The sequence below is a fragment of the Chitinophaga qingshengii genome, assembly GCF_014529935.1.
In the GTDB taxonomy this organism is placed as follows: domain Bacteria; phylum Bacteroidota; class Bacteroidia; order Chitinophagales; family Chitinophagaceae; genus Chitinophaga; species Chitinophaga qingshengii.
Genome location: NZ_JACVFC010000002.1, coordinates 778,491 through 797,944, shown reverse-complemented (window position 1 = coordinate 797,944; position 19,454 = coordinate 778,491). Strand labels below are relative to the sequence as shown.

The following is a 19,454-nucleotide window of genomic DNA, read 5'->3' as shown; positions in this document are numbered from 1 at the left end:
TGAACGTGTCGTTAATCAGTACGCATTAATACACACAGATATGAGAACAATCACCTTTATCAGAATTTCAACCTTATCTATCCTGACCGTCATATGCTTTGCTGTAAAGGTATTGGGGCAATCGGAAATCAGACCGGCGCACGTTGGTTTGGTTTATCCGCTTAGCACAAACGGTTCCCAGGCGAGCAAGTATGTCAATCATTTTTCTTTACATGTAATTGCCGGTTTGTCCAAAGGAGAAACAGGTGCAGCTATTTCAGGCATTTCCAATATTATCAAAGAAAGTAGCAGTGGTGCTGCTATTGCCGGTTTCTCCAATCATATCGGCAATATCACCAGGGGTGCAGCTATTTCCGGTTTTATGAATATGGCGCGGGAAAACGCGCATGGTGCCATGATAACGGGCTTCATGAACCATGCCGGTAAACTGCAGGGATACCAGGTGGCCGGCTTTGCCAACTTTGCCAACAAAAGTGATGGCAGCAGCGGACAGTTATCCGGTTTCATGAACCGTACCGACAGCGTGAACGTGGCTGTTACGGGCTTTATCAATAGCCATCGTTCCGCAAAGGTACAGGTAGCCGGTTTCATCAACACGGTTAAAGATGCAGATGTGCAGGTAGCTGGTTTTATGAACGTCGCCAAAAAAGTAAAAGGCGTACAGGTAGCCGGTTTCCTGAATATTGCAGATAGCAGCGATTATCCGATTGGTTTGATCAACATCGTGAAACATGGCGAAAGACAAATCAGCCTGAGCGTAGATGAAATCGGCACTACCATCCTGTCGTTTAAATCAGGTGGCCGCGTTGTATACGGTATTGTGGGTGGAGGCGTCAATTTCAAAGACAATGCGGAAACCCGCTATGCTTTACAGGCCGGTTTGGGTATGCACCTCTTCATGAGTTCTCATTTCCGGCTCAACCTGGAAACGACGAGTACCACCCTCACCGATTTCCACAAGGTCCGATTCCACAAAAGTGCTTTTGGTGTTTACCCGGCCTACCGGTTTGGGAACCGCATAGAAGCGTTTGCTGGTCCTACCATTAACTGGGTACACACCAAAGGGGGGATCGGTGAAAACCTTGCACCATATTACATTTGGTCTGATCATTATGGAAACGACAAGTTCAAAGGGGTTTATGTAGGTGGTCAGGCAGGTATCCAGGTAAGATTATAAACGGTTGCCAGTGTTTAAAACAGAAAAGGGAGCGGATTTTATCCGCTCCCTTTTTATATATCCGTCAACGTTAGTGTTCCGGTGAAAATTGCAGTACGTTTCCTTCCATCATAGCGGGCGTAACGATATCGCCTTGTGGATTGAGCGTAAAATCGGCGGGGCCGGGGATGGGCTCCTTGTTGACCGTAGTGGTTTTACCGGTTTTGAGATCTATTTCCAGGATTACACCCTTCTTTTCAAACGCTACCCAGTCAGATACCAGCAGGGTATTGTGTTTGGTAAGGGCAATACCATCGTAGTAACCGGTGCGGCCGGTGAGGAGTACAAACTTTTTATGGGAAGGCGTAAGGTCTACATAACCTATTTGGCCGTTCGGGGTACCCATACTGCCAAATCCACATACGTACAGGCGTTTCCGTGAGGCATCGTAAATCACGCCGTTGGCGCCAAGGACGGGGTTATCAAAGACCAATTCCTCGTAGCGGGGATGTTTACCCAGGTGTACGATGTATACTTTGCTGATATCGGTGGCAGATACAAACACGGTGGAATCGTTCATGGGAGCGATATCGTTGAGCATGGAGGTGCCGGTAGCAGACATATCGAGGGTAAACACTTCTTTGCCGGTAGCCAGGTCGAAACCTTTGACCTTGTCCACATCCGGTGTGTACAGGATGTTATGCAGCTGCCACAGTCCTTTGGGGGAATCGAGGCCGCTGACAAATACGCTGACCGCTCCCTGGCTGTTCATTTTGTAAATAAAGCCGTCCCCATCTTTTTTGGTGGGATCGCCGCCGGTGTCGGAGATGTAATAGTTACTACCGTGTATGTATACACTCTCGGGGGCTTTCATGGAAGTTTTGTTGAGTTGTTTCATTTGTCCGAAACCGATGTTGGCGGCGGCAAGCAGGGGAATCAGAAGGCGAATTTTTTTCATGGTGTTTGTATGTTTAGGGCAAAGGTAAACGCCGGGAGAGGTGGTATGATAACAGAAAGCGCTCAGAAAATAGCAATTTTAGCCCGCTGCACATTTTTGGGCGTATCGCCATATTGGCTTTTATATTGTTTGATAAAGTAGGAAGTGCTTTCAAACCCGCATTCGTCGGCCACTTCGTTGACATTCTTCTGCGTGTTGCGCAGCAGGTAGTCGGCATGTTTCAACCTTTCTTCGTTGATCCATTTCTTGGGGGGCGCGTTGTATATTTTCGCAAATTCCCGTTTAAAGGCAGAAAGACTTAGTCCGCATAAAGCGGCGTATTCCTGTAGTGACAAAGGTTTGAGCAGGTGTTCCCGGATAGTGAGAGTAAGATTTTCTGAGCTGCTATCCAGCATGTGATGCAGGAAAGCCAGCACCTGTGCGCGATGCGGGCCGGAAAGCAATAGCAGGAATACTTCCTGTATTTTCAGTTCCAGTAGTTTACGCGTGTTGTCGTGAGGGTGTTGCATATAGTCGATGATACTGTTGCGTACCATGACCAGCTGTTCGGAGCAGGGCAACACCATGGGGATATTTGTACGCGCTTTCCGGATGTTGTCCATTTCTTCCAGAAAGAGGCGCAGGATGTGATCATCTGCAAAAAGCATTAATCCCTGGAATGCGCCGGCAGCTTCCGGTAGCAGGGCAGACATAAAATAGGTGCCTCTTTTCAGCAGTATCAGATCGCCGGCGCGGGCAATGATTTCTTCTTCCGGTAAATGAATGTGTTTGCTGCCAGAAAGGATGAATACAAGCGTATTCTCCGTGAGAAAGCCTTCCGCCTTCGCCTGATGTTCTACCAGTTTAAACAAGGCGAGTACAGATTTACCGGTCCGACGGACGCACATACCAGGGAAACTGCCGAATTCCTGCGGTAAACGATATAACATACATGGGAAATTATAAAAATAAAGCGTCTTACAAATATCTGTATTTCTTCATTTGTGGAGAATAATATTTATGGCATTGTATTTGGGTAAATCCATACCAAACACCTTCTATATGAAAAATTGGCTATACTTACCACTGCTATTGCTGGCTGTAGTGTTTTCCAGCTGTACAAAAACTACCAACGAAGTTGTTATCCCAAATAAGACAATCTTCTTTGACGTAGCTCCCAATTCCTGGATATTGGATGGGGATGTTTATTTCGTACAATTCAAAGATTTACCTGAACTGACATCGGACGCCAACCAGGTGGATGGTGTGGTTGTATCGGTTTCCCGTCAATCGAACGGTGCTTACAGTTTTTACGAGCTGCTGCCGGAAGTATTTAACAATGAGTACTACAATGTGATACACGAGACTGGTAAGGTAACGATTGAATTGCGTGGGCCTAATGGTACCAAAGCACAGGTGCCTAATGTTAACATGCGTTTTAAGGTCGTGATCGTGCCTTCCGTACAGAACTAATAAGGCTTTTACCATTTAATGTATAGAAAGGCTTTCGCAGCAATGCGGAAGCCTTTTTTCTTGTCTGGTGGCGCCACTCTTCCCAAGTTAATTGTGGCATAACATACTTTTTGTTATTTTAACCCGCTTAAAGCATCTGTTGGATGCCCACAGCGAACAATAAAAAAAAGTATTTCATGAACACCAGAAGAGATTTTATCAAAAAAGCAGCTATGCTGTCTGGTGCCGCCGGCGTAGCCGGGACCCTGCCAGGTTCCATCCAGCGTGCATTGGCCATTGATCCCCATCCCGGTACCACGTTCCGCGACGCCGAACATATCGTGATCCTGATGCAGGAAAACCGGTCGTTCGACCACTGCTATGGCACCCTCAGAGGCGTCAGAGGATACAATGACCCCCGCGCTATCCACTTACCCAACAACAACCTGGTATGGCTGCAAACCAACGATAAAAACGAAACCTATGCCCCTTTCCGGTTGAACATCCGGGATACCAAAGCCACCTGGATGAGCAGTCTGCCCCACTCCTGGACCAACCAGGTAGATGCCCGTAACAATGGCCGGTATGATAAATGGCTGCAGGTGAAGCAATCGGGTAATAAGGACTGGGCAAAGATGCCGCTCACACTGGGTTACTACAACCGCGTAGATATTCCTTTTTATTACGACCTGGCAGATGCTTTTACCGTATGTGACCAGAACTTCTGTTCCTCGCTGACCGGCACCACGCCCAATCGCCTGTACCTGTGGACCGGCACTCTGCGCGATGAACAGAAAGCCAGTGCCAAACCCAACGTATGGAATGAAGACGTGGATTATGGCGCAGAAGCACATTGGCCTACTTTCCCCGAAAGACTGGAAGACAACGGTATTAGCTGGAAGATCTACCAGAATGAAATCAGCGCCGCCGGCCTCGAAGGAGAGAAAGACGGTATGCTGGCCAATTTTACCGACAATCCTATTGAGTGGTTTTCCGCTTTTAACGTGCGGTTTGCCACCGGCCATATACAATACCTGCAACGCCGTGTACAGCAGTTACCGGAAGAAATCGTAGCACTGACCGCCGCCATCGTTGACGCCGATGCCGACAAAGTGAAGAAACTGCAACAGCAACTGGAACAGAAAAAACAGGAGCTGGAAAAAGTGAAGAAAGATGCGGAAACATTTACTGCCGCTAATTTCGCCAAACTGTCGCCACGCGCGCAGAACCTGCACCGCAAGGCGTTTACCACCAACATCGCAGATCCGGATTATCATGAACTGGAAACATTACGTTATAAAGACGGCGATACCGAAAGGACCGTACAGGTGCCCAAAGGAGATATCCTGCATCAGTTCCGCACCGATGTGAATAACGGACAGCTGCCCACTGTTTCCTGGCTGGTAGCCCCCGGTGAATTCTCCGACCATCCCGGTTCGCCCTGGTATGGCGCCTGGTATGTGTCTGAAGTGCTGGACATCCTGACACAGAAAGAAGAGGTGTGGAAGAAAACTATTTTTATCCTTTGTTATGATGAGAACGATGGTTACTTTGACCACGTACCGCCTTTCGTGGCGCCTTTCAAACCCGGAACCGGCCTCGTTTCCAAAGGTATCGATACCGGCGTGGAATATGTAACCAAAGAACAGGAGCGTGCCAAAGGGCACGTAGGAGAAGGCTCCGTAAGGGAAAGCCCGATTGGCCTGGGATACCGTGTCCCCCTGGTGATTGCTTCCCCCTGGAGCCGTGGCGGTTATGTGAATTCACAGGTGTTTGACCATACTTCCATCCTGCAGTTTATGGAAGATTTCCTGCAACATAAAACCGGCAAACAGATGAAGGAAACGAATATTTCCGCCTGGCGCCGTACGGTATGTGGCGACCTGACTTCCGTATTCAGGCCGTTCAACGGAGAAAAGGTAAAAGTACCTTTCCAGGAAAGAAACGAGTTTATAGAAGGGGTATACAATGCCCGTTTCAAAAAACTGCCGGATGAATTTAAGCAGCTTACCGCCGCCGAAATTGAAAAGATCAATACCAATCCGGCTAAGGCTGAGTGGATGCCACGGCAGGAAGCGGGTACCCGTGTTGCCTGTGCATTGCCTTACCAGCTGTATGTAAATGGTAAACTGGGCGCCGACAAAAAGACGTTTGAAATCAGTTTTGCCGCTTCCAATGAAGTATTTGGTAAAAAGGCTGCCGGGTCGCCTTTCAACGTATATGCTCCCGGTCAGTATTTACAGGCCGATACCCGTAAGATGGAGCCGGTACGTACCTGGTCATACGCCGTTACTGCCGGCGATCAGCTGAAAGATGCATGGCCGCTGTCTTCTTTTGAAAATGAACAATACCGCCTGCGCACTTACGGCCCTAATGGTTTTTACCGCGAATTTGCCGGTACCGCCCAGGACCCGCAGCTGGATATCAACTGCGAGTACCAACGGTCCATACGCAGCCGTAAACAGTTGACCGGCAACACCGATCTGCGTGTCACCAACCGCAGTGCCAAAGCTATTACCGTAGTAGTGACGGACAACGCCTATGGTAAAGCCGTGGTGCGCAAAACTATCGCCCCCAATACCCAGACCGCTATTATCGTTGATAACAGCAAAAGCCATCAGTGGTACGACTTTACCATAAAAGTGGAAGGCAACGACCGTTTCGAACAACGTTTTGCCGGCAGGGTGGAAACCGGTGCTGAAAGTACCAGCGATCCGGCCATGGCATAGACATTTAGTTATTTGGCTATTTAATTATTTAGTTATTGAAGAGGTTGTTATTCAGTTAGATAACCCATCAATAACTAAATAATTAAATAGCCAAATACCCAAATAATTTGGTGTTTATTTTGATATGGAAAAGGCATGAGATACCTTTTCCTGCTTACACTGTTGGCATATCTTATTTCAGGCTGCAATACCCCTTCTTCGCCTGATAAAACCGAAGTAGTAACCGCTGAGGTGATAACTCCCCGGAATACGGCGATTACACATGAAAACGCCTATAACGATCTTTTCCTGGACAGCGTTGCGCTGTCAGGTTTTATTGCCAAACGGCAACTGAACGACTCCGTAGCCAACCGGTTACGCAGTTTTTACAATGCCCGTAACTATCAGTTTGCGTGGATAGACAGTCGTGGGTTGACAGAAGAAGCCGCCGCTTTCCGCAGCCTGTTTAATCAAAGTACCGATACCGCAGGCGATAAGCCGCTGAACAATAAGCTGGACCGGCTGCTGGAAGAAGATAGTATGCAGGTAAAAGCCAGCGATCCTGATATGATACAGACAGAGCTGATGCTTACCTGGCGACTGGTGCGGTATTTCAGGCAGAATGGAGGGACCGTGGAGCAGATGGAGCATATGGTGCCCATGCAAAAACAGGATATGATGGTGACGGCTGATTCTATGCTGCATACCAGCGAGCAGCAGTATCCGGCCGTGGCGGCTCTGAAACCGGCCTTGCGGCAGTATCGTGATATCGTAAAAAAGGGTGGATGGGCATCAGTGGATTCATCCGTCAAAAGCCTGAAAAAAGGGCAATCATCTCCCGTCATCATCGCCATCAAAAACAGGCTGGCTATCACCGGAGAACTCAGGGAAAAAGACAGCAGCGCCCTGTTTACCGATGAACTGGAAACAGCCATCAATAAGTTTCGTAACGGACATGGATATACGGAAAATGGCGTGATTAATGATACGGTGATTCAGGCCATGAATGTACCCGCGGTAGAACGCTTAAAGCAGCTGCTGATCAATATGCAGCGGATGAAGTGGCTGCCTGCTACTCCCAAAGGAAAACTGATCGTGGTGAACATTCCTGCTTTTATGCTGCATGTAACGGATAATGGAAAGAAGGTGTTTGATATGCCGATAGTAGTGGGCAAAGAAGGGCATAGCACGACGATGTTTTCAGGGAAGTTGAACCAGGTGGTGTTTAGTCCGTATTGGAACATACCGCGCAGCATTGTGCGCAAGGAAATATTACCGGCTATGTCGCGCAACAGTGGTTACCTGGCGCGCAAGAACATGGAAATTACCGGGCATGTAAACGGGCTGCCGGTCATCCGGCAGCGGCCAGGGGCGCACAATGCGCTGGGGCGCGTTAAATTCCTGTTCCCCAACAGCTTTAATATTTATTTCCACGATACACCGGAGAAAAGGTTGTTCAGCCGCGATAACCGGGCTTACAGCCATGGATGCATACGTTTAAAAGATCCGGTTGAAATGGCAAGGTTTGTATTGGAGGACTCACCCCAATGGACCGACGAAAAGATAGACGAAGCTATGAATGCCGGCAAACAGAAATATGTAGCTGTCAAACATCCGGTACCGGTGATTATTACCTACTTCACCGCCTGGGGTGATGAAGATGGTACCTTACACCTGGTACCTGATGTATACGGGCACGACGCTGTGATGAAACAAAAAATGTTTTAGCCGTTCAGCGTGTCTTTTGTCAGCATCCTGGTATGCAGGGAGTAGTATTTGTCCGGGCTGTAAAGAAACAGGCAGGTACCGTTGGCAATACGTTCAATGACTTTGCGGTGTATTTTTTCCGGGATAGCCGGGCAGCCGAGGCTGCGGCCAATATATCCCTGGCTTTTAATCAGTGCTTCATTTACATACGCAGCGCTGTGCATCACGATGCCGCGGCTCAGCGCATTGTCGTTGATACCGGCTTCTTCGCCTTCCAGTCGCAGGGAATACCCATGTTCTCCGTTGTAGGTATCACCGGTTACATAAAAACCGAGACTGCTTTTATAGCTGTTCATTTTATTAGAGAAAGCATTAGCCAGCAGCGTACCGGAGTTTCTGCCATGAGACACCAATGTATTAAACAGCAGCAGCTTGTTTTTAACGTCGATCACAAAGAGTCGTTTTTTGCTGGATGGCAGCGAAAAATCGATGATAGACAGGATGTCGGGATTTTTGATCCGGCCTTTTTCTTCCAGTTGTGCAAATCCTTGCATGGCATTTTCAAAGGCATCCCTGGAAAGCCCGGTGGTATCCAGGCGCATACTGTCGTACAAACTTTCCTCCTGCAGTGAATCGTTTACTGCCGGTATAAGGGTGCGATAAGCGGAGGCAGGATTTTTTTCAGCAGCGGAAAAGGCGGTAATCAGGAATACGAAAAAACCGATGGTTGCAATAAAAATTAACGGTTTTAAAAACTTCTTCACTTTCAATATCACTTCCGTAAAATGTTTATCAAGGTTAGGTAATCATTTCAGACCGAACGAAAATAAGGATTATCCACAGGAAATCCACACCTCAAAAAGTGCAACCCGCTCGCTTCCCGGCATATTTAACAATATGTTGACATACACAGAAAATATTGATATGGGGCAATTTTCGTGAAAAACGGGACAATATCAGCATAGCAACTCAGGGATGGATGATTATCTTTAATACCGCTAAACCAGCTTTGCGCTATGATAAAAAGATACCTGGTCTTTATTCCCCTGCTGTTTCTTTGCTTCCGCACCTATGCCAGTACCGGTGAGCCCGTTAAGGAACTGATCCAGCAGATGACTGCCGATGTGGATGATCTGCACAAAGTGTATATATTCCGGTACAGCCCGGAATATTTCGGACGCATGCGTACCTATTACCATTCAGTACAGGTCAGCCTGGAAAACATACCCTTCGCCTCCCTGCCGGTGGCTGAACAAGTGGATTATATCCTGCTGAAGCGGAAGCTAACCCGGGAAATGCAGGAAATCGACGAAAATGAGGCAGTATATAAACAATTAAAGCCCGGCGTCATTCCTTTTGCAGAAACTATTATGTCTATGCAGGTGAAGCGCCGCCGGGGCGATAACCCGAATGTGCCTAAAATAACGGCGGACCTGGGTACTATACAACAACAGATTATCCAGACAAAAGCTGCCCTGCAAAAACAAAGCGGGCTCACCCCTGCACAAGCCCGCACCGCTGCAGAGATCGTCGGAGAACTGCGGGATGGACTTAAAAATGTGTATACCTTCTATTATGGTTACGAACCGGCTTTCACTAAACAGGTGAAACAACCGTATCAGCAAACAGACAGTCTGTTGGCGCTCTACGGTCGCTTCCTGGGACAGGAGCTGGCGGATAAAAGCGATAAATCGCTGGACGCCTCCGGTATCAAAGGCACGCCTATAGGCCGGGAAGCGCTGATCACACAGTTGCAGTATGAAATGATCCCCTATTCACCGGAAGAGCTGGTGGAGATGGCTAACAAAGAATTTGCCTGGTGCGATGCAGAAATGCTCAAAGCATCTGCCGCCCTGGGATTTGGAAAGGATTGGAAAAAGGCGCTGGAGAAAGTAAAGGGAAACCACGTGGAGCCTGGCAAACAACCTGAATTAATACACCGCCTGGCAGACGAAGCCATTAAGTTTGTGGAGGACAGCAACCTGGTTACCGTACCGCCACTGGCCAAAGAAGCGTGGCGTATGTTTATGCTCACCAGGGAACAACAACGTTTTGCGCCGTTTTTCCTGGGTGGGGAATCCATTCTGGTAGCATATCCTACCGATGATATGGATGAGGCCACCCGGGCCATGAGCCTGCGTAGCAACAACTACGCCTTTTCCCATGCCACCGTTTTTCATGAGCTGATACCCGGACACAACCTGCAAGGCTTTATGAACAAACGCTATAAACCTTATCGCCGTATGTTCAGCACACCATTCTCCGTAGAGGGGTGGGCGTTATACTGGGAGATGTTGTTATGGAATAAAAATTTCCATGCCACCCCCGAACAGAAGGTGGGCGCGTTGTTCTGGCGCATGCACCGTTGCGCCCGCATTATCTTCTCCCTGAATTATCACCTGGGCAAATGGACGCCGCAGCAGTGTATCGACTTCCTGGTAGACCGGGTGGGGCATGAACGTTTCAGTGCTACCTCAGAAGTACGCCGGTCGTTTGAGGGGAATTATGGTCCGCTGTACCAGATCGCTTATATGATGGGCGGATTGCAGCTGAGAGCGCTGCATCACGAAGTGATCGATAGCGGTAAAATGACCGAGAAACAATTCCATGATGCTTTCCTGCATGAGAATGCCATCCCGGTTGAGATGTTCCGGGCTATCATTACCAATCAGTCACTGACACCGGATTTTAAAACAAGGTGGCGTTTTGCGGATCAATTGTTGCAGCGATAAAAAATAAAAGCTATGCCTGAATTACCTGACCTGAATGTGTTCAGTCACAACCTCGAGAAAGTTTTGCTGCATAAACAGCTGGAGCAAATAACTGTGGTGGTGAAAAAGAAGCTCCGTACGCCGGAGGAAGCGCTAAAAGCAGCGCTGGAAGGGCAACGCCTGGAATCCATCCACCGGGTGGGCAAAGAACTGCATTTTACTTTTAAAAACGGCCATGTGCTGGGGATGCATCTCATGCTGCATGGCAAACTATATTTGTTTGACGAAAAGAATGAGCAGAAACATACTATCTGCACCTTATTATTCAAAGGTGGTAAAGGCCTGGCACTGACGGATTATCAGGGCCAGGCAAACATTACCCTTGACCCGGCGGAGAAAGAAGCGCCGGATGCTCTTTCCAGGGAAATGAGCGAGGGATGGCTGAAAGAAACACTGGCTAAGAAAAGAACAGCCATCAAAAAGTTTTTAACCGATCAGCATAATATTCTTGGCATTGGCAATGCCTATGCGGACGATATTTTGTGGGAGGCCCGTATTTCCCCGTTTTCCGTTTCCAATAAAATTCCTGCTACCGCGGTGAAAGCGTTGCATAAGGCGATACATAAAGTACTCACCACGGCCGAAAAAAATATCCGTGAACATCATCCTGATATTATCAATGGAGAAGTACGGGATTATATGCTGGTGCATAGCCATAAGCTGACGGAGAGTCCGGGCGGCGCGGCAATACAACATGTTTCGGCCGGTGGTAAGACCTATTACACCGATGAACAGGCGGAGTATAAGTAAGCCCTGTTTTACACCTCCAACAGCGTTTTAAGTTCCACGGCGTTTTTGAGCGCATAGCCGTGGCCGTCGTTATTGAAGAAAGCCCATACAGCATGTTGGGCGGCATGCCATTTTTTTATTTTGGCTGCATAGGCGGTGTCGGAGGGTAGAGAATTTCTTTCCAGTGTTTATAGCTCCAGCCGGAAGTGCCGATATAGATTCCTTTTTTAGCCATAGGCCAACAGCTGCAAAAGGTGTTCCGGGCGTAACCGGTCAGCCCGGTGTAATAGCCACCACCGGCGCTTTTTCCTTTTGTTCGTAGATATTCCCCGCAATTCTCTCCACCAATGATTTTGGGAAAAATTTAGGCAGCGAAGCATTGAGTTTGTTGATAAACCCGGGAACAATTTCCGCTTTTCCTTTAAACAGTCCGTTGACGGCTATTTTAGCCACGCTTTCGGGCGTCATGTTAAACCGGTCCGCCAGTTTCCTGGTTTGTTGTCCCATGCGGGCGCGGTTCACAAAATCGGTATCGGTGCTACCGGGACTGAGTGCGCTCACCGAGATGGGGGAATGCCGCAGTTCGTAACGCAGTCCTCTCGTGAAGGACAAGGCAAAAGCCTTGGTAGCTGCATATATATTGAGATAGGGGACGGTTTGATAAGCCGTAGTGCTGGCGAGATTGAGCAGCCAGGCTTTTGGAAACCGGCGCAGCACCGGGATATAGGCATAAGACAGCCCCACCTGTGCCCTGATGTTGACATCGATGACATTGAACTGTTCCTCCAGGGAGAGTTGTTCAAACGCCCCGTTGATGCCATAACCCGCATTGTTGACGACTACGGTGAGTTGATCGTGCCAGCGGCTGCTCCAGGCGGTTACCTTCGATAATGCATTCGGCTGGGACAGGTCCTGATGAAGCGTGTGTACGTTGACGTGATAGAGCCCCACTAATGCTGTCGCCGTTTCCTGCAGAGATACATCATCGAGATCCACCAGCAGGAGGTGATAATTCCGCTGTGCCAGTTCTGCTGCGATGGCTTTGCCAATTCCTTTGGCGGCGCCGGTTACCAATGCATAAGACATATACTTAATTTTTTTAGATAGATGTACTGTTGACTTTTGCCAGTTTGCCTTCGGCGGCTTTAACCGTTGTCCATTGTGGTTTGCCGCCGTATAAATGTTGTTTTAGCTGAGCCAGTTTGTGATAAAATGGTGTAGGAGAATGTGCATGTTTAGGCTGATAAGCGCCGGTGATTACCGGGATGTACATCACCCGCCGGCGGCTTTTTTCGCCGGTGAAGGGTGATTGCTGCACCCGGTGCCATAGGCGGCCGTCATGCACGGTAAGGTCGCCCGCTTCAATGTCGAAGCCTGTTTCGCGTTTATCAGGTGTATGGTCAATGAAATATTTTTTCCGGAATAATAAGCGGAAGATGCTCTGGTGATGCGTACCGGCGAGTACGCGTAGTCCGCCGTTTTCCAGCGGGCAATCATCCAGATGGATGCCTACGTTGAGCATAGGCAGGATACGGGAGCCGAGGAAAAGATCCCGCGGGCTATCGGTATGCCATCCTAACTGCCGGAACTGGCTGCTGTCGGTATTGACGTAATGATTGATCACGAGGCCATCTTTTTCGTTTTCACCGATACGGCCGTCATAGGGGCCGAGAAGGCTGGTAAGCGCCAGCAACCGTTCATCTTTCAATAGTTCACGCAGGGCATTGCTGTAATGCGATGCAAAGGCGATGCGCTGTATCAGTGGCGCACCATTGGTATCGGTACCGAATTTTAACGGGATACCGTTGACTTTCTGCACCTGGTTGCGTAGCAGGAAATTCTGTACCTGTGTCACTTCATCCAGGACAGCGGATAACGTTTCCTTGTCGAGGAAGTTTTTAAATTGTATAATACCATGTTGTTGAAAATAGGACAGTTGAGGTGCAGAAATGGTTTTCCCCAGTTCAAATACGGGTTGGTTATTCGTTTTCATGACGAAGCAGTTTTTTTGTAACAGTAAAATGATAGACTGAAATGTTGTGAAATGTGCGGAGGTTGGTGGGGAGACCGCAACAAGAGAGGGTAGGATTAACAACAACAGGAGCAGACAGTAGCTTGACTGGCAGATGAAAGCGGATGTAGGCGCAGGTTTAGATGTTGATGATAACTGTTCATAAAGGTAGATTTTATTAGTCTACTAATTCTGTAGACAAATATAAGTGAAAAGATCTGATAAAAAATACAAGGGGTGTTTAATTTTTTTTCGGTGATTGATAATGATAATGTTAGATGTGTAGTTTTTTAAGATCTTCCGGGGTATCGATATCAATACTGCCTTCCGGGAAAGGGAGAGTAGTCACATCGTCTGGATGTTGATAGATAATTTTTTTCGCGCCTTCCTGACCGGATAAAGTTTGCAGGAGAGGGAAATACTTTTGGTGAAAGATAATGGGCGTACCGGTAGTGTTACCATAGGTGCAGGCAGTAATACCCTTGTTTTCCCGTAAATGTGTAGTGATTAATTCTTCCAGCAGGGCTGCCGTAATGAAAGGCTGATCGCAGAGGAGGATGAGTACATCACTCACGTTGTTGGCTATATGTAGCAGGTGTTGTACACCGGCTTGTATAGAGCTGCCCATACCGGTTTCCCAGTGTGGGTTGATGATGACTATCGCTTCGCTGTTTGTTGTTTCGGGAAGGATGTTGTCAGCGAAAGCACCCAGTACCACTACGATAGGGCGGGCACTGGTCTGCTGCGCCGTATGAATGATACGTTTCAGCAGACTTTGTTGTTCAAAACGCACCTGTTGTTTGGGTGTTCCCAGACGTTGCGATGCGCCGGCAGCCAGTATAACGATCCCTGTGCGGCGCATCATAGTTGTTTTTGAATGATCTGCTGGTGGGCGCGCTGGTGGATGGCCACCGGATTGTTGCGCAGCGAATCGCCGGGAGCGCCGGCCATTACCGCCTTTACTTCACTGATAACGGATAGGGCTATTTCTTCCGGTGTATCGGCGCCAATGTCCAGTCCTACTGGTCCGTATATACGTGCCCGTTGTTCCGGTGTGATAGCGGCGCCGGTATCTTCCATTTCCTGTAACATGCGTTGCAGTTTCCTGGCAGGTCCCAGTACACCGATATAAGGCAACCGGTGCGGCAGCAGTGCCGATAATAAAGCGATATCGTAGTTGTAGTTATGTGTCATCAGTACAGCTGCGGTATAGTCGTCGGGTTGCAGGTGCTGCAGTACCTCCACGGGTTTGGCGACGATTACCCGGGCAGCTTCGGGAAAACGTTGCGGCTGTGCATACGCGGGGCGGCCATCCACTACTGTCGTATGCCAACCCAGTATAGCAGCCATTTTCACCAGGGGCTGTACATCGTTGCCGGCACCGGCGACCAGCAGTTGAATAGCCGGCGGATGCCACGCGATCAGCGCGGTGATTTGATCCTGGCCGGTATCATAGGTTTTAACGGCCGATTGCCGCGCGGTGAAGGCGGCGCATACATCCGTGAGTATAGCGGTGCGTAAAGGGCCTTCTTCCAGCTGCACCTGTCTTTCTCCGCCATCTGTGATCAGTACGCAGGTACCGGGTTGTGGTGCGGAACGCCGGGTAAGATTAAACAGGGTGACCAGCACAGTAGTGTCCCTGTTACCTACCTGTTGTTGCAATAAGGTAAGCGGGCAGAGTGTTCTGTGCGGGCCCAGCGGTTCCAGCAGGATATGTATGATACCGTTACAGCCCAGGCCAACGCCGATGGTGGCATCATCTTCATCAGTAGTATCGTAGGTGACCAGCATGGGCTTTTGTTGCAGCATGGCCAGTTGTGCCTTACGCAAGGCATCTCCTTCGAGGCAGCCGCCACTGATGGCGCCTGTTAGCGCCCCGTTTTCTGTAATCAGCATTCTGGCGCCGGGCTGCCGGTAGGAGGAACCTTCCACATGTACCACGGTAGCCAGGGCTGTCTGCATACCTTGCTCACTGGCGATGAGATAGGCCTTCACAATATCTTCCAGCTCTTTCTGCATAATATTAAATCAGTTTATCGGGTGTAATGGGCAGGTCGCGCACCCGTTTGCCGGTAGCATTGAAGACCGCGTTGGAAATAGCGGCAGCAAAGCCTATCAGCGCTATTTCGCCCATACCTTTAGCGCCCATTGGGTTAATAACGGGATCTTTTTTGTTGATAAACAGTACATCTGTAGGTGGCGTATCTGCATTCACAGGCACATGGTAGTCCGCATAGTTGTTGTTTACATAACGGCCGAAACGCTGATCTATCAAAGCTTCTTCTGTAAGCGCCATACCAATGCCGCCTACCACGCCGCCGATCATCTGGCTACGGGCGGTTTTAGTGTTGACCACGGTGCCCGAATCGGCCACACTTACAATATGTTTAATCCGTACCACACCGGTGGCAGGATGAACGTGTACTTTCGCAAAATGAACAGAGAAAGAATACATAGCGTATTGTTTCCGTTCATCGCCGGCCTGGGAAGTAGCGGCGACCACCAGTTCCGGCAGCTGTTGTTGTTGCAGCAGTGCGGCATAGTCCAGCCTGGAAGTACCGGATACCAGTGCGCCGGCTTCATGTTGTATGTCTGCCGGCTTCAATGCTTTGAATGCAGGGATATTCGCCGTGGCCAGTTCACCCAGCTTTTGTTGCAGCGTACGGCATACGTCGTTGACAGCGCTGCCTACGGTAGATACCGTGGAAGAACCGCCCTGGCGGGGTGCTTCGGGGTATTCCGATTCTCCCAGCAGGAATTTTATTTTCTTCACATCGATGCCGGTGGCATCAGCGGCTATCTGTACCATGGCGGTAGCGGTACCGGGACCAATATCAGCAGCGGCACTGCGGATAATAAGCGAACCATCGGACCTGAGTGTAGCGCTGGCGGTAGCTTTACCGCGACTGGCGCTAAATACGCCGCTACTCATACCGTAACCTGCGAGCCAGCCGTCTTCTTCCAGCTGGCGGGGCGTTTGACGGCGTTGTTGCCAACCTATTTTAGCTGCGCCCATATCATAGGCTTCCTTCAGGTATTTGCTGGAATAAGGCAGGTTTTTATCCGGATCGGTATCCGCATGGTTCAGTATTCGCAGCTGCAGCGGGTCCATGTTGAGTTTATGCGCCAGTTCATCGATGGCTGATTCCAGCGCGAAGGCGCCGGTGGCTTCGCCCGGACCGCGCATCCACACCGGGGTGCTGAGATTGAGCGGTACCAGCTGATACCGGGTGTTTACATTCGGACATGCGTACATCATGCGGCTCATGTTCACGATCGCCTCGGTGAAATCCTCATAGGGTGAGGTGTTGGCTACGGCGCTGTGCGTGATACCGGTCAGTTTGCCATCGGCAGTAGCGCCAATGCCTATACGTTGCGTAGCGGCTGGGCGGTAACCTACCAGCGTGAACATCTCTTTACGGTTGATCACCAGTTTCACCGGTTTGCCTGCTTTCTTCGCAGCCAGGATGGTGGCTATTTCCATAGGCCAGATACGCAGTGCCATTCCGAAAGCGCCGCCTACGAACTGCGAGTGTACGGTGATATGATCTTCCGGTAATTGAAAGAGTGTTTTCAATGTTTGCTGCACACTTTTAACACCCTGCGTTTTCGCGTAGACCGTGAGTTTATCCGGTGCTTCCCAATGAGCGATCATACCTGCCAGCTCCATAGGGTTGTGTACTTCAATGGGAATATTGTATTCCGCCTCCATATTTACCGGCGCTTTTTTCCAGGCATCGGCTTCACCCCGGAGGTAATCTTTTATTTTGGCGACCTGGAAAGCTTTGTTCATACTGGCAGCCAAATCCGTTTCGTGTGCTTCCTTTGCGTAGCTTACCTTCACGAGGGAGGCGGCGTATACTGCCCGTTCCAGGGTGTTGGCCACTACAATGGCTACCGGTTGTCCATTGGAATAGATACGGTCGTCGTGAAATATTTTCAGTCCCTGTTTGGGATTGGGATTTTCTACCTGGTAACCCGGAACAGGCGGTGCGTTGAGGTGGGACACCACATCGGCCACACCGGGCGCCCGCAGTGCTTTGGCGGCATCTATCGCGGTAATGCGGCCACTACTGATGGTGCTGCATACCAGTGCTGCGTACAACATACCTTCCGGCTGATGATCAGCAAAGTAACGGGCGGCCCCGGTTACTTTCAGGCGACCGTCTACGCGGTCCATGGATTGTCCTACTGCTTGCTTTTTCATACGGCGGCGGCTTTTTGTAAGGCGGTAACGATACTGTTCTGGGCCATGGGCACTTTGAAGGCATTATGCGTATAAGGGTGCGCTGACTGTGTAGCTACGGTAGCGGCTATACGGAAATTTTCTGTCGTCGGCGCTTTGCCTGTCAGTGCTTTTTCCGCTTCGTGCAGGCGCCAGGGTTTGTGCGCCACACCACCCATTGCCAGCCGTACACCGCGGATAGTGTTGTTGCTGATATCCAGCGCGGCGGCAACAGATACCAGTGCAAAAGCATAGGAAGCGCGGTCGCGTACCTTGAGGTAATATACATTCCGGGTAAAAGGACTGGCGGGTATGTCAATACCGGTAATCAGTTCACCTTTACCGAGGTTATTGTCTTTGTCGGGGGTAGTGCCGGGCAGGCGGTGGAAATCGCCGAAAGGAATGCGGCGGTTGCCTTTGGGACCGGCTACCAGTACCGTTGCATCGAGCGCTACGAGCGCCACGCACATATCGCTGGGATGTACGGCGATACACTGCTCGCTGTCGCCGAAAATGGCGTGCATGCGGTTCATGCCGCCGATAGCGCTGCAACCGCTGCCGGGTGTTCTTTTATTGCAGGGCATGGTGATGTCGTAGAAATAACTGCAACGGGTACGCTGCATCATATTGCCGCCGGTGGTGGCCATATTGCGGAGCTGTTGCGAAGCGCCGGCCAGCAAGGCCTGCGATAACAACGGGTGATGCGTTTTTACCAGCGGATGCGCGGCGACTTCACTGTTGAGCGCCAGCGCACCGATGTGCAGAATGTTATTGTTCAGCACAATATTTTTCAGGGGCAGCCGGTTGATATCTACCAGCTTCTCCGGCGCCAGCACACCGTTTTTCATCAGGTCCAGCAGGTTGGTGCCACCGGCGATGAAACGGGCGGAGCTATCCCTGGTGAGGGCGTCAATAGCGGCCTGCTGGCTCGCAGGCCTTACATAGGAAAACTGGTTCATACGTTGTGCCCTCCTTGTTTTACGTCCATAATAGCGGCTACAATGTTGTCATAGGCGCCGCAGCGGCAAATATTACCACTCATGAATTCGCGTATTTCTTCCGGTGAACCGGCATGCCCTTCCCGGATGCAGGCCACTGCCGACATGATCTGGCCGGGTGTGCAGTAACCGCATTGAAAGCCATCATGTTTAATAAAAGCTTCCTGTACAGGATGCAGGTCATCTCCCTGTGAAAGCCCTTCGATGGTGGTAATTTTTTTCCCTTCCTGCATCACGGCGAGGGTCAGGCAGGAATTGATACGCTGACCGTCTACGTGAACAGTACAAGCGCCGCATTGACCATGATCGCAACCTTTCTTGGTACCGGTGAGCGCCAGTTGTTCCCGCAGCAGGTCCAGCAGTGTTACCCTGGGTTCTACCGACAGTTGATAGGCTTTGCCGTTGATATGCATGCTGACAGGCATCTTTTCAAAGAGGCCGGCTATCGCTTCATCATTTTCACCGGCTTTTACCACCAGTGGCGGGGTGAGCGCCAGCGCCATCAACGCGGAAGATTGTTTCAGAAAGTCACGCCTGGCTTCGTGCTTGTCCTTTTTACCCGGTGTGGTCGGGTTTTCTTTAGGTGCTTGTGACATATACACAAGGGTTTTATGTGGCAAAAAGGTACCCTTTTTTTAACATATCTGCAAGAGTTCACGCAAAGACGCAAAGCAGCAAAGGCGCAAAGATGATATAAGCGAGCTAAGAAAGCAAAGGAGTCTCGCAAAGGTTACATAAGTGAGCAAAGAAAACAAAGGAG

17 protein-coding genes are annotated in these 19,454 nt (G+C 49.7%); 6 read left to right on the top strand and 11 right to left on the bottom strand.

All coding sequences use genetic code 11. From position 1 onward, the window contains the following. Positions 1 to 40 precede the first annotated feature (40 nt). Positions 41 to 1,177: a hypothetical protein gene (locus ICL07_RS18460; RefSeq protein ID WP_188089500.1), complete on the top strand. Its 1,137-nt coding sequence runs from the start codon at positions 41 to 43 to the stop codon at positions 1,175 to 1,177. A gap of 70 nt (positions 1,178 to 1,247) precedes the next feature. Here the strand turns inward: ICL07_RS18460 and ICL07_RS18455 are convergent, their stop codons facing one another. Next, positions 1,248 to 2,114 (bottom strand): SMP-30/gluconolactonase/LRE family protein, encoded by an 867-nt coding sequence (locus ICL07_RS18455; protein ID WP_188089499.1) that lies wholly within the window; start codon positions 2,112 to 2,114, stop codon positions 1,248 to 1,250. Between the two features lie 62 nt (positions 2,115 to 2,176). Continuing rightward, positions 2,177 to 3,043, bottom strand: coding sequence for a helix-turn-helix transcriptional regulator (locus tag ICL07_RS18450; protein WP_188089498.1), 867 nt, complete (start codon positions 3,041 to 3,043; stop codon positions 2,177 to 2,179). A 112-nt stretch (positions 3,044 to 3,155) separates the two neighbouring features. Between ICL07_RS18450 and ICL07_RS18445 the strand changes: the two genes are divergently transcribed. The 3 genes from ICL07_RS18445 to ICL07_RS18435 all read left to right on the top strand — a co-directional run bounded on the left by ICL07_RS18445 (position 3,156) and on the right by ICL07_RS18435 (position 7,981). Next, a complete protein-coding gene (locus ICL07_RS18445; protein ID WP_188089497.1) occupies positions 3,156 to 3,566 on the top strand; it encodes a hypothetical protein in 411 nt (136 codons plus the stop codon). A gap of 176 nt (positions 3,567 to 3,742) precedes the next feature. Beyond that, positions 3,743 to 6,274, top strand: coding sequence for a phosphocholine-specific phospholipase C (locus ICL07_RS18440; RefSeq protein ID WP_188089496.1), 2,532 nt, complete (start codon positions 3,743 to 3,745; stop codon positions 6,272 to 6,274). A 135-nt stretch (positions 6,275 to 6,409) separates the two neighbouring features. Further along, positions 6,410 to 7,981: a L,D-transpeptidase family protein gene (locus tag ICL07_RS18435; protein WP_188089495.1), complete on the top strand. Its 1,572-nt coding sequence runs from the start codon at positions 6,410 to 6,412 to the stop codon at positions 7,979 to 7,981. Here ICL07_RS18435 and ICL07_RS18430 read toward each other — a convergent pair. Then, positions 7,978 to 8,724, bottom strand: coding sequence for a murein L,D-transpeptidase catalytic domain family protein (locus ICL07_RS18430; protein ID WP_343071076.1), 747 nt, complete (start codon positions 8,722 to 8,724; stop codon positions 7,978 to 7,980). The genes ICL07_RS18435 and ICL07_RS18430 overlap by 4 nt on opposite strands. A 252-nt stretch (positions 8,725 to 8,976) precedes the next feature. Between ICL07_RS18430 and ICL07_RS18425 the strand changes: the two genes are divergently transcribed. Both ICL07_RS18425 and ICL07_RS18420 read left to right on the top strand, forming a co-directional pair. After that, on the top strand, positions 8,977 to 10,692 hold the full coding sequence (locus tag ICL07_RS18425; RefSeq protein WP_188089494.1) for a DUF885 family protein: 1,716 nt from the start codon (positions 8,977 to 8,979) through the stop codon (positions 10,690 to 10,692). Positions 10,693 to 10,704: 12 nt separating this feature from the next. Beyond that, positions 10,705 to 11,481, top strand: coding sequence for a DNA-formamidopyrimidine glycosylase family protein (locus ICL07_RS18420; RefSeq protein WP_188089493.1), 777 nt, complete (start codon positions 10,705 to 10,707; stop codon positions 11,479 to 11,481). Between the two features lie 8 nt (positions 11,482 to 11,489). Here ICL07_RS18420 and ICL07_RS32820 read toward each other — a convergent pair whose 3' ends face one another. The 8 genes from ICL07_RS32820 to ICL07_RS18380 all read right to left on the bottom strand — a co-directional run bounded on the left by ICL07_RS32820 (position 11,490) and on the right by ICL07_RS18380 (position 19,290). Then, positions 11,490 to 11,645, bottom strand: coding sequence for a DUF72 domain-containing protein (locus ICL07_RS32820; RefSeq protein ID WP_188089805.1), 156 nt, complete (start codon positions 11,643 to 11,645; stop codon positions 11,490 to 11,492). 88 nt (positions 11,646 to 11,733) lie between these two features. Further along, positions 11,734 to 12,546: an SDR family NAD(P)-dependent oxidoreductase gene (locus tag ICL07_RS18410; RefSeq protein WP_188089492.1), complete on the bottom strand. Its 813-nt coding sequence runs from the start codon at positions 12,544 to 12,546 to the stop codon at positions 11,734 to 11,736. 13 nt (positions 12,547 to 12,559) lie between these two features. After that, positions 12,560 to 13,453 (bottom strand): phytanoyl-CoA dioxygenase family protein, encoded by an 894-nt coding sequence (locus ICL07_RS18405; RefSeq protein ID WP_188089491.1) that lies wholly within the window; start codon positions 13,451 to 13,453, stop codon positions 12,560 to 12,562. Between the two features lie 292 nt (positions 13,454 to 13,745). Beyond that, positions 13,746 to 14,336 carry a nucleotidyltransferase family protein gene (locus ICL07_RS18400; RefSeq protein ID WP_188089490.1) on the bottom strand — a complete coding sequence of 197 codons (591 nt, stop codon included), beginning with the start codon at positions 14,334 to 14,336 and terminating at the stop codon, positions 13,746 to 13,748. Beyond that, positions 14,333 to 15,490, bottom strand: a complete 1,158-nt coding sequence (locus ICL07_RS18395; protein WP_188089489.1) for an XdhC family protein — start codon at positions 15,488 to 15,490, stop codon at positions 14,333 to 14,335. Before ICL07_RS18395 ends, ICL07_RS18400 begins: the two co-directional genes overlap by 4 nt. A 4-nt stretch (positions 15,491 to 15,494) precedes the next feature. Beyond that, positions 15,495 to 17,678 carry a xanthine dehydrogenase family protein molybdopterin-binding subunit gene (locus ICL07_RS18390; protein WP_188089488.1) on the bottom strand — a complete coding sequence of 728 codons (2,184 nt, stop codon included), beginning with the start codon at positions 17,676 to 17,678 and terminating at the stop codon, positions 15,495 to 15,497. After that, complete coding sequence (locus ICL07_RS18385; RefSeq protein WP_188089487.1) at positions 17,675 to 18,655, bottom strand: FAD binding domain-containing protein; 981 nt, start codon at positions 18,653 to 18,655, stop codon at positions 17,675 to 17,677. Before ICL07_RS18385 ends, ICL07_RS18390 begins: the two co-directional genes overlap by 4 nt. Further along, the gene (locus tag ICL07_RS18380; RefSeq protein WP_188089486.1) at positions 18,652 to 19,290 is read right to left on the bottom strand and encodes a (2Fe-2S)-binding protein; all 639 of its coding nucleotides are present in this window, start codon (positions 19,288 to 19,290) and stop codon (positions 18,652 to 18,654) included. Before ICL07_RS18380 ends, ICL07_RS18385 begins: the two co-directional genes overlap by 4 nt. Positions 19,291 to 19,454: the final 164 nt, after the last annotated feature.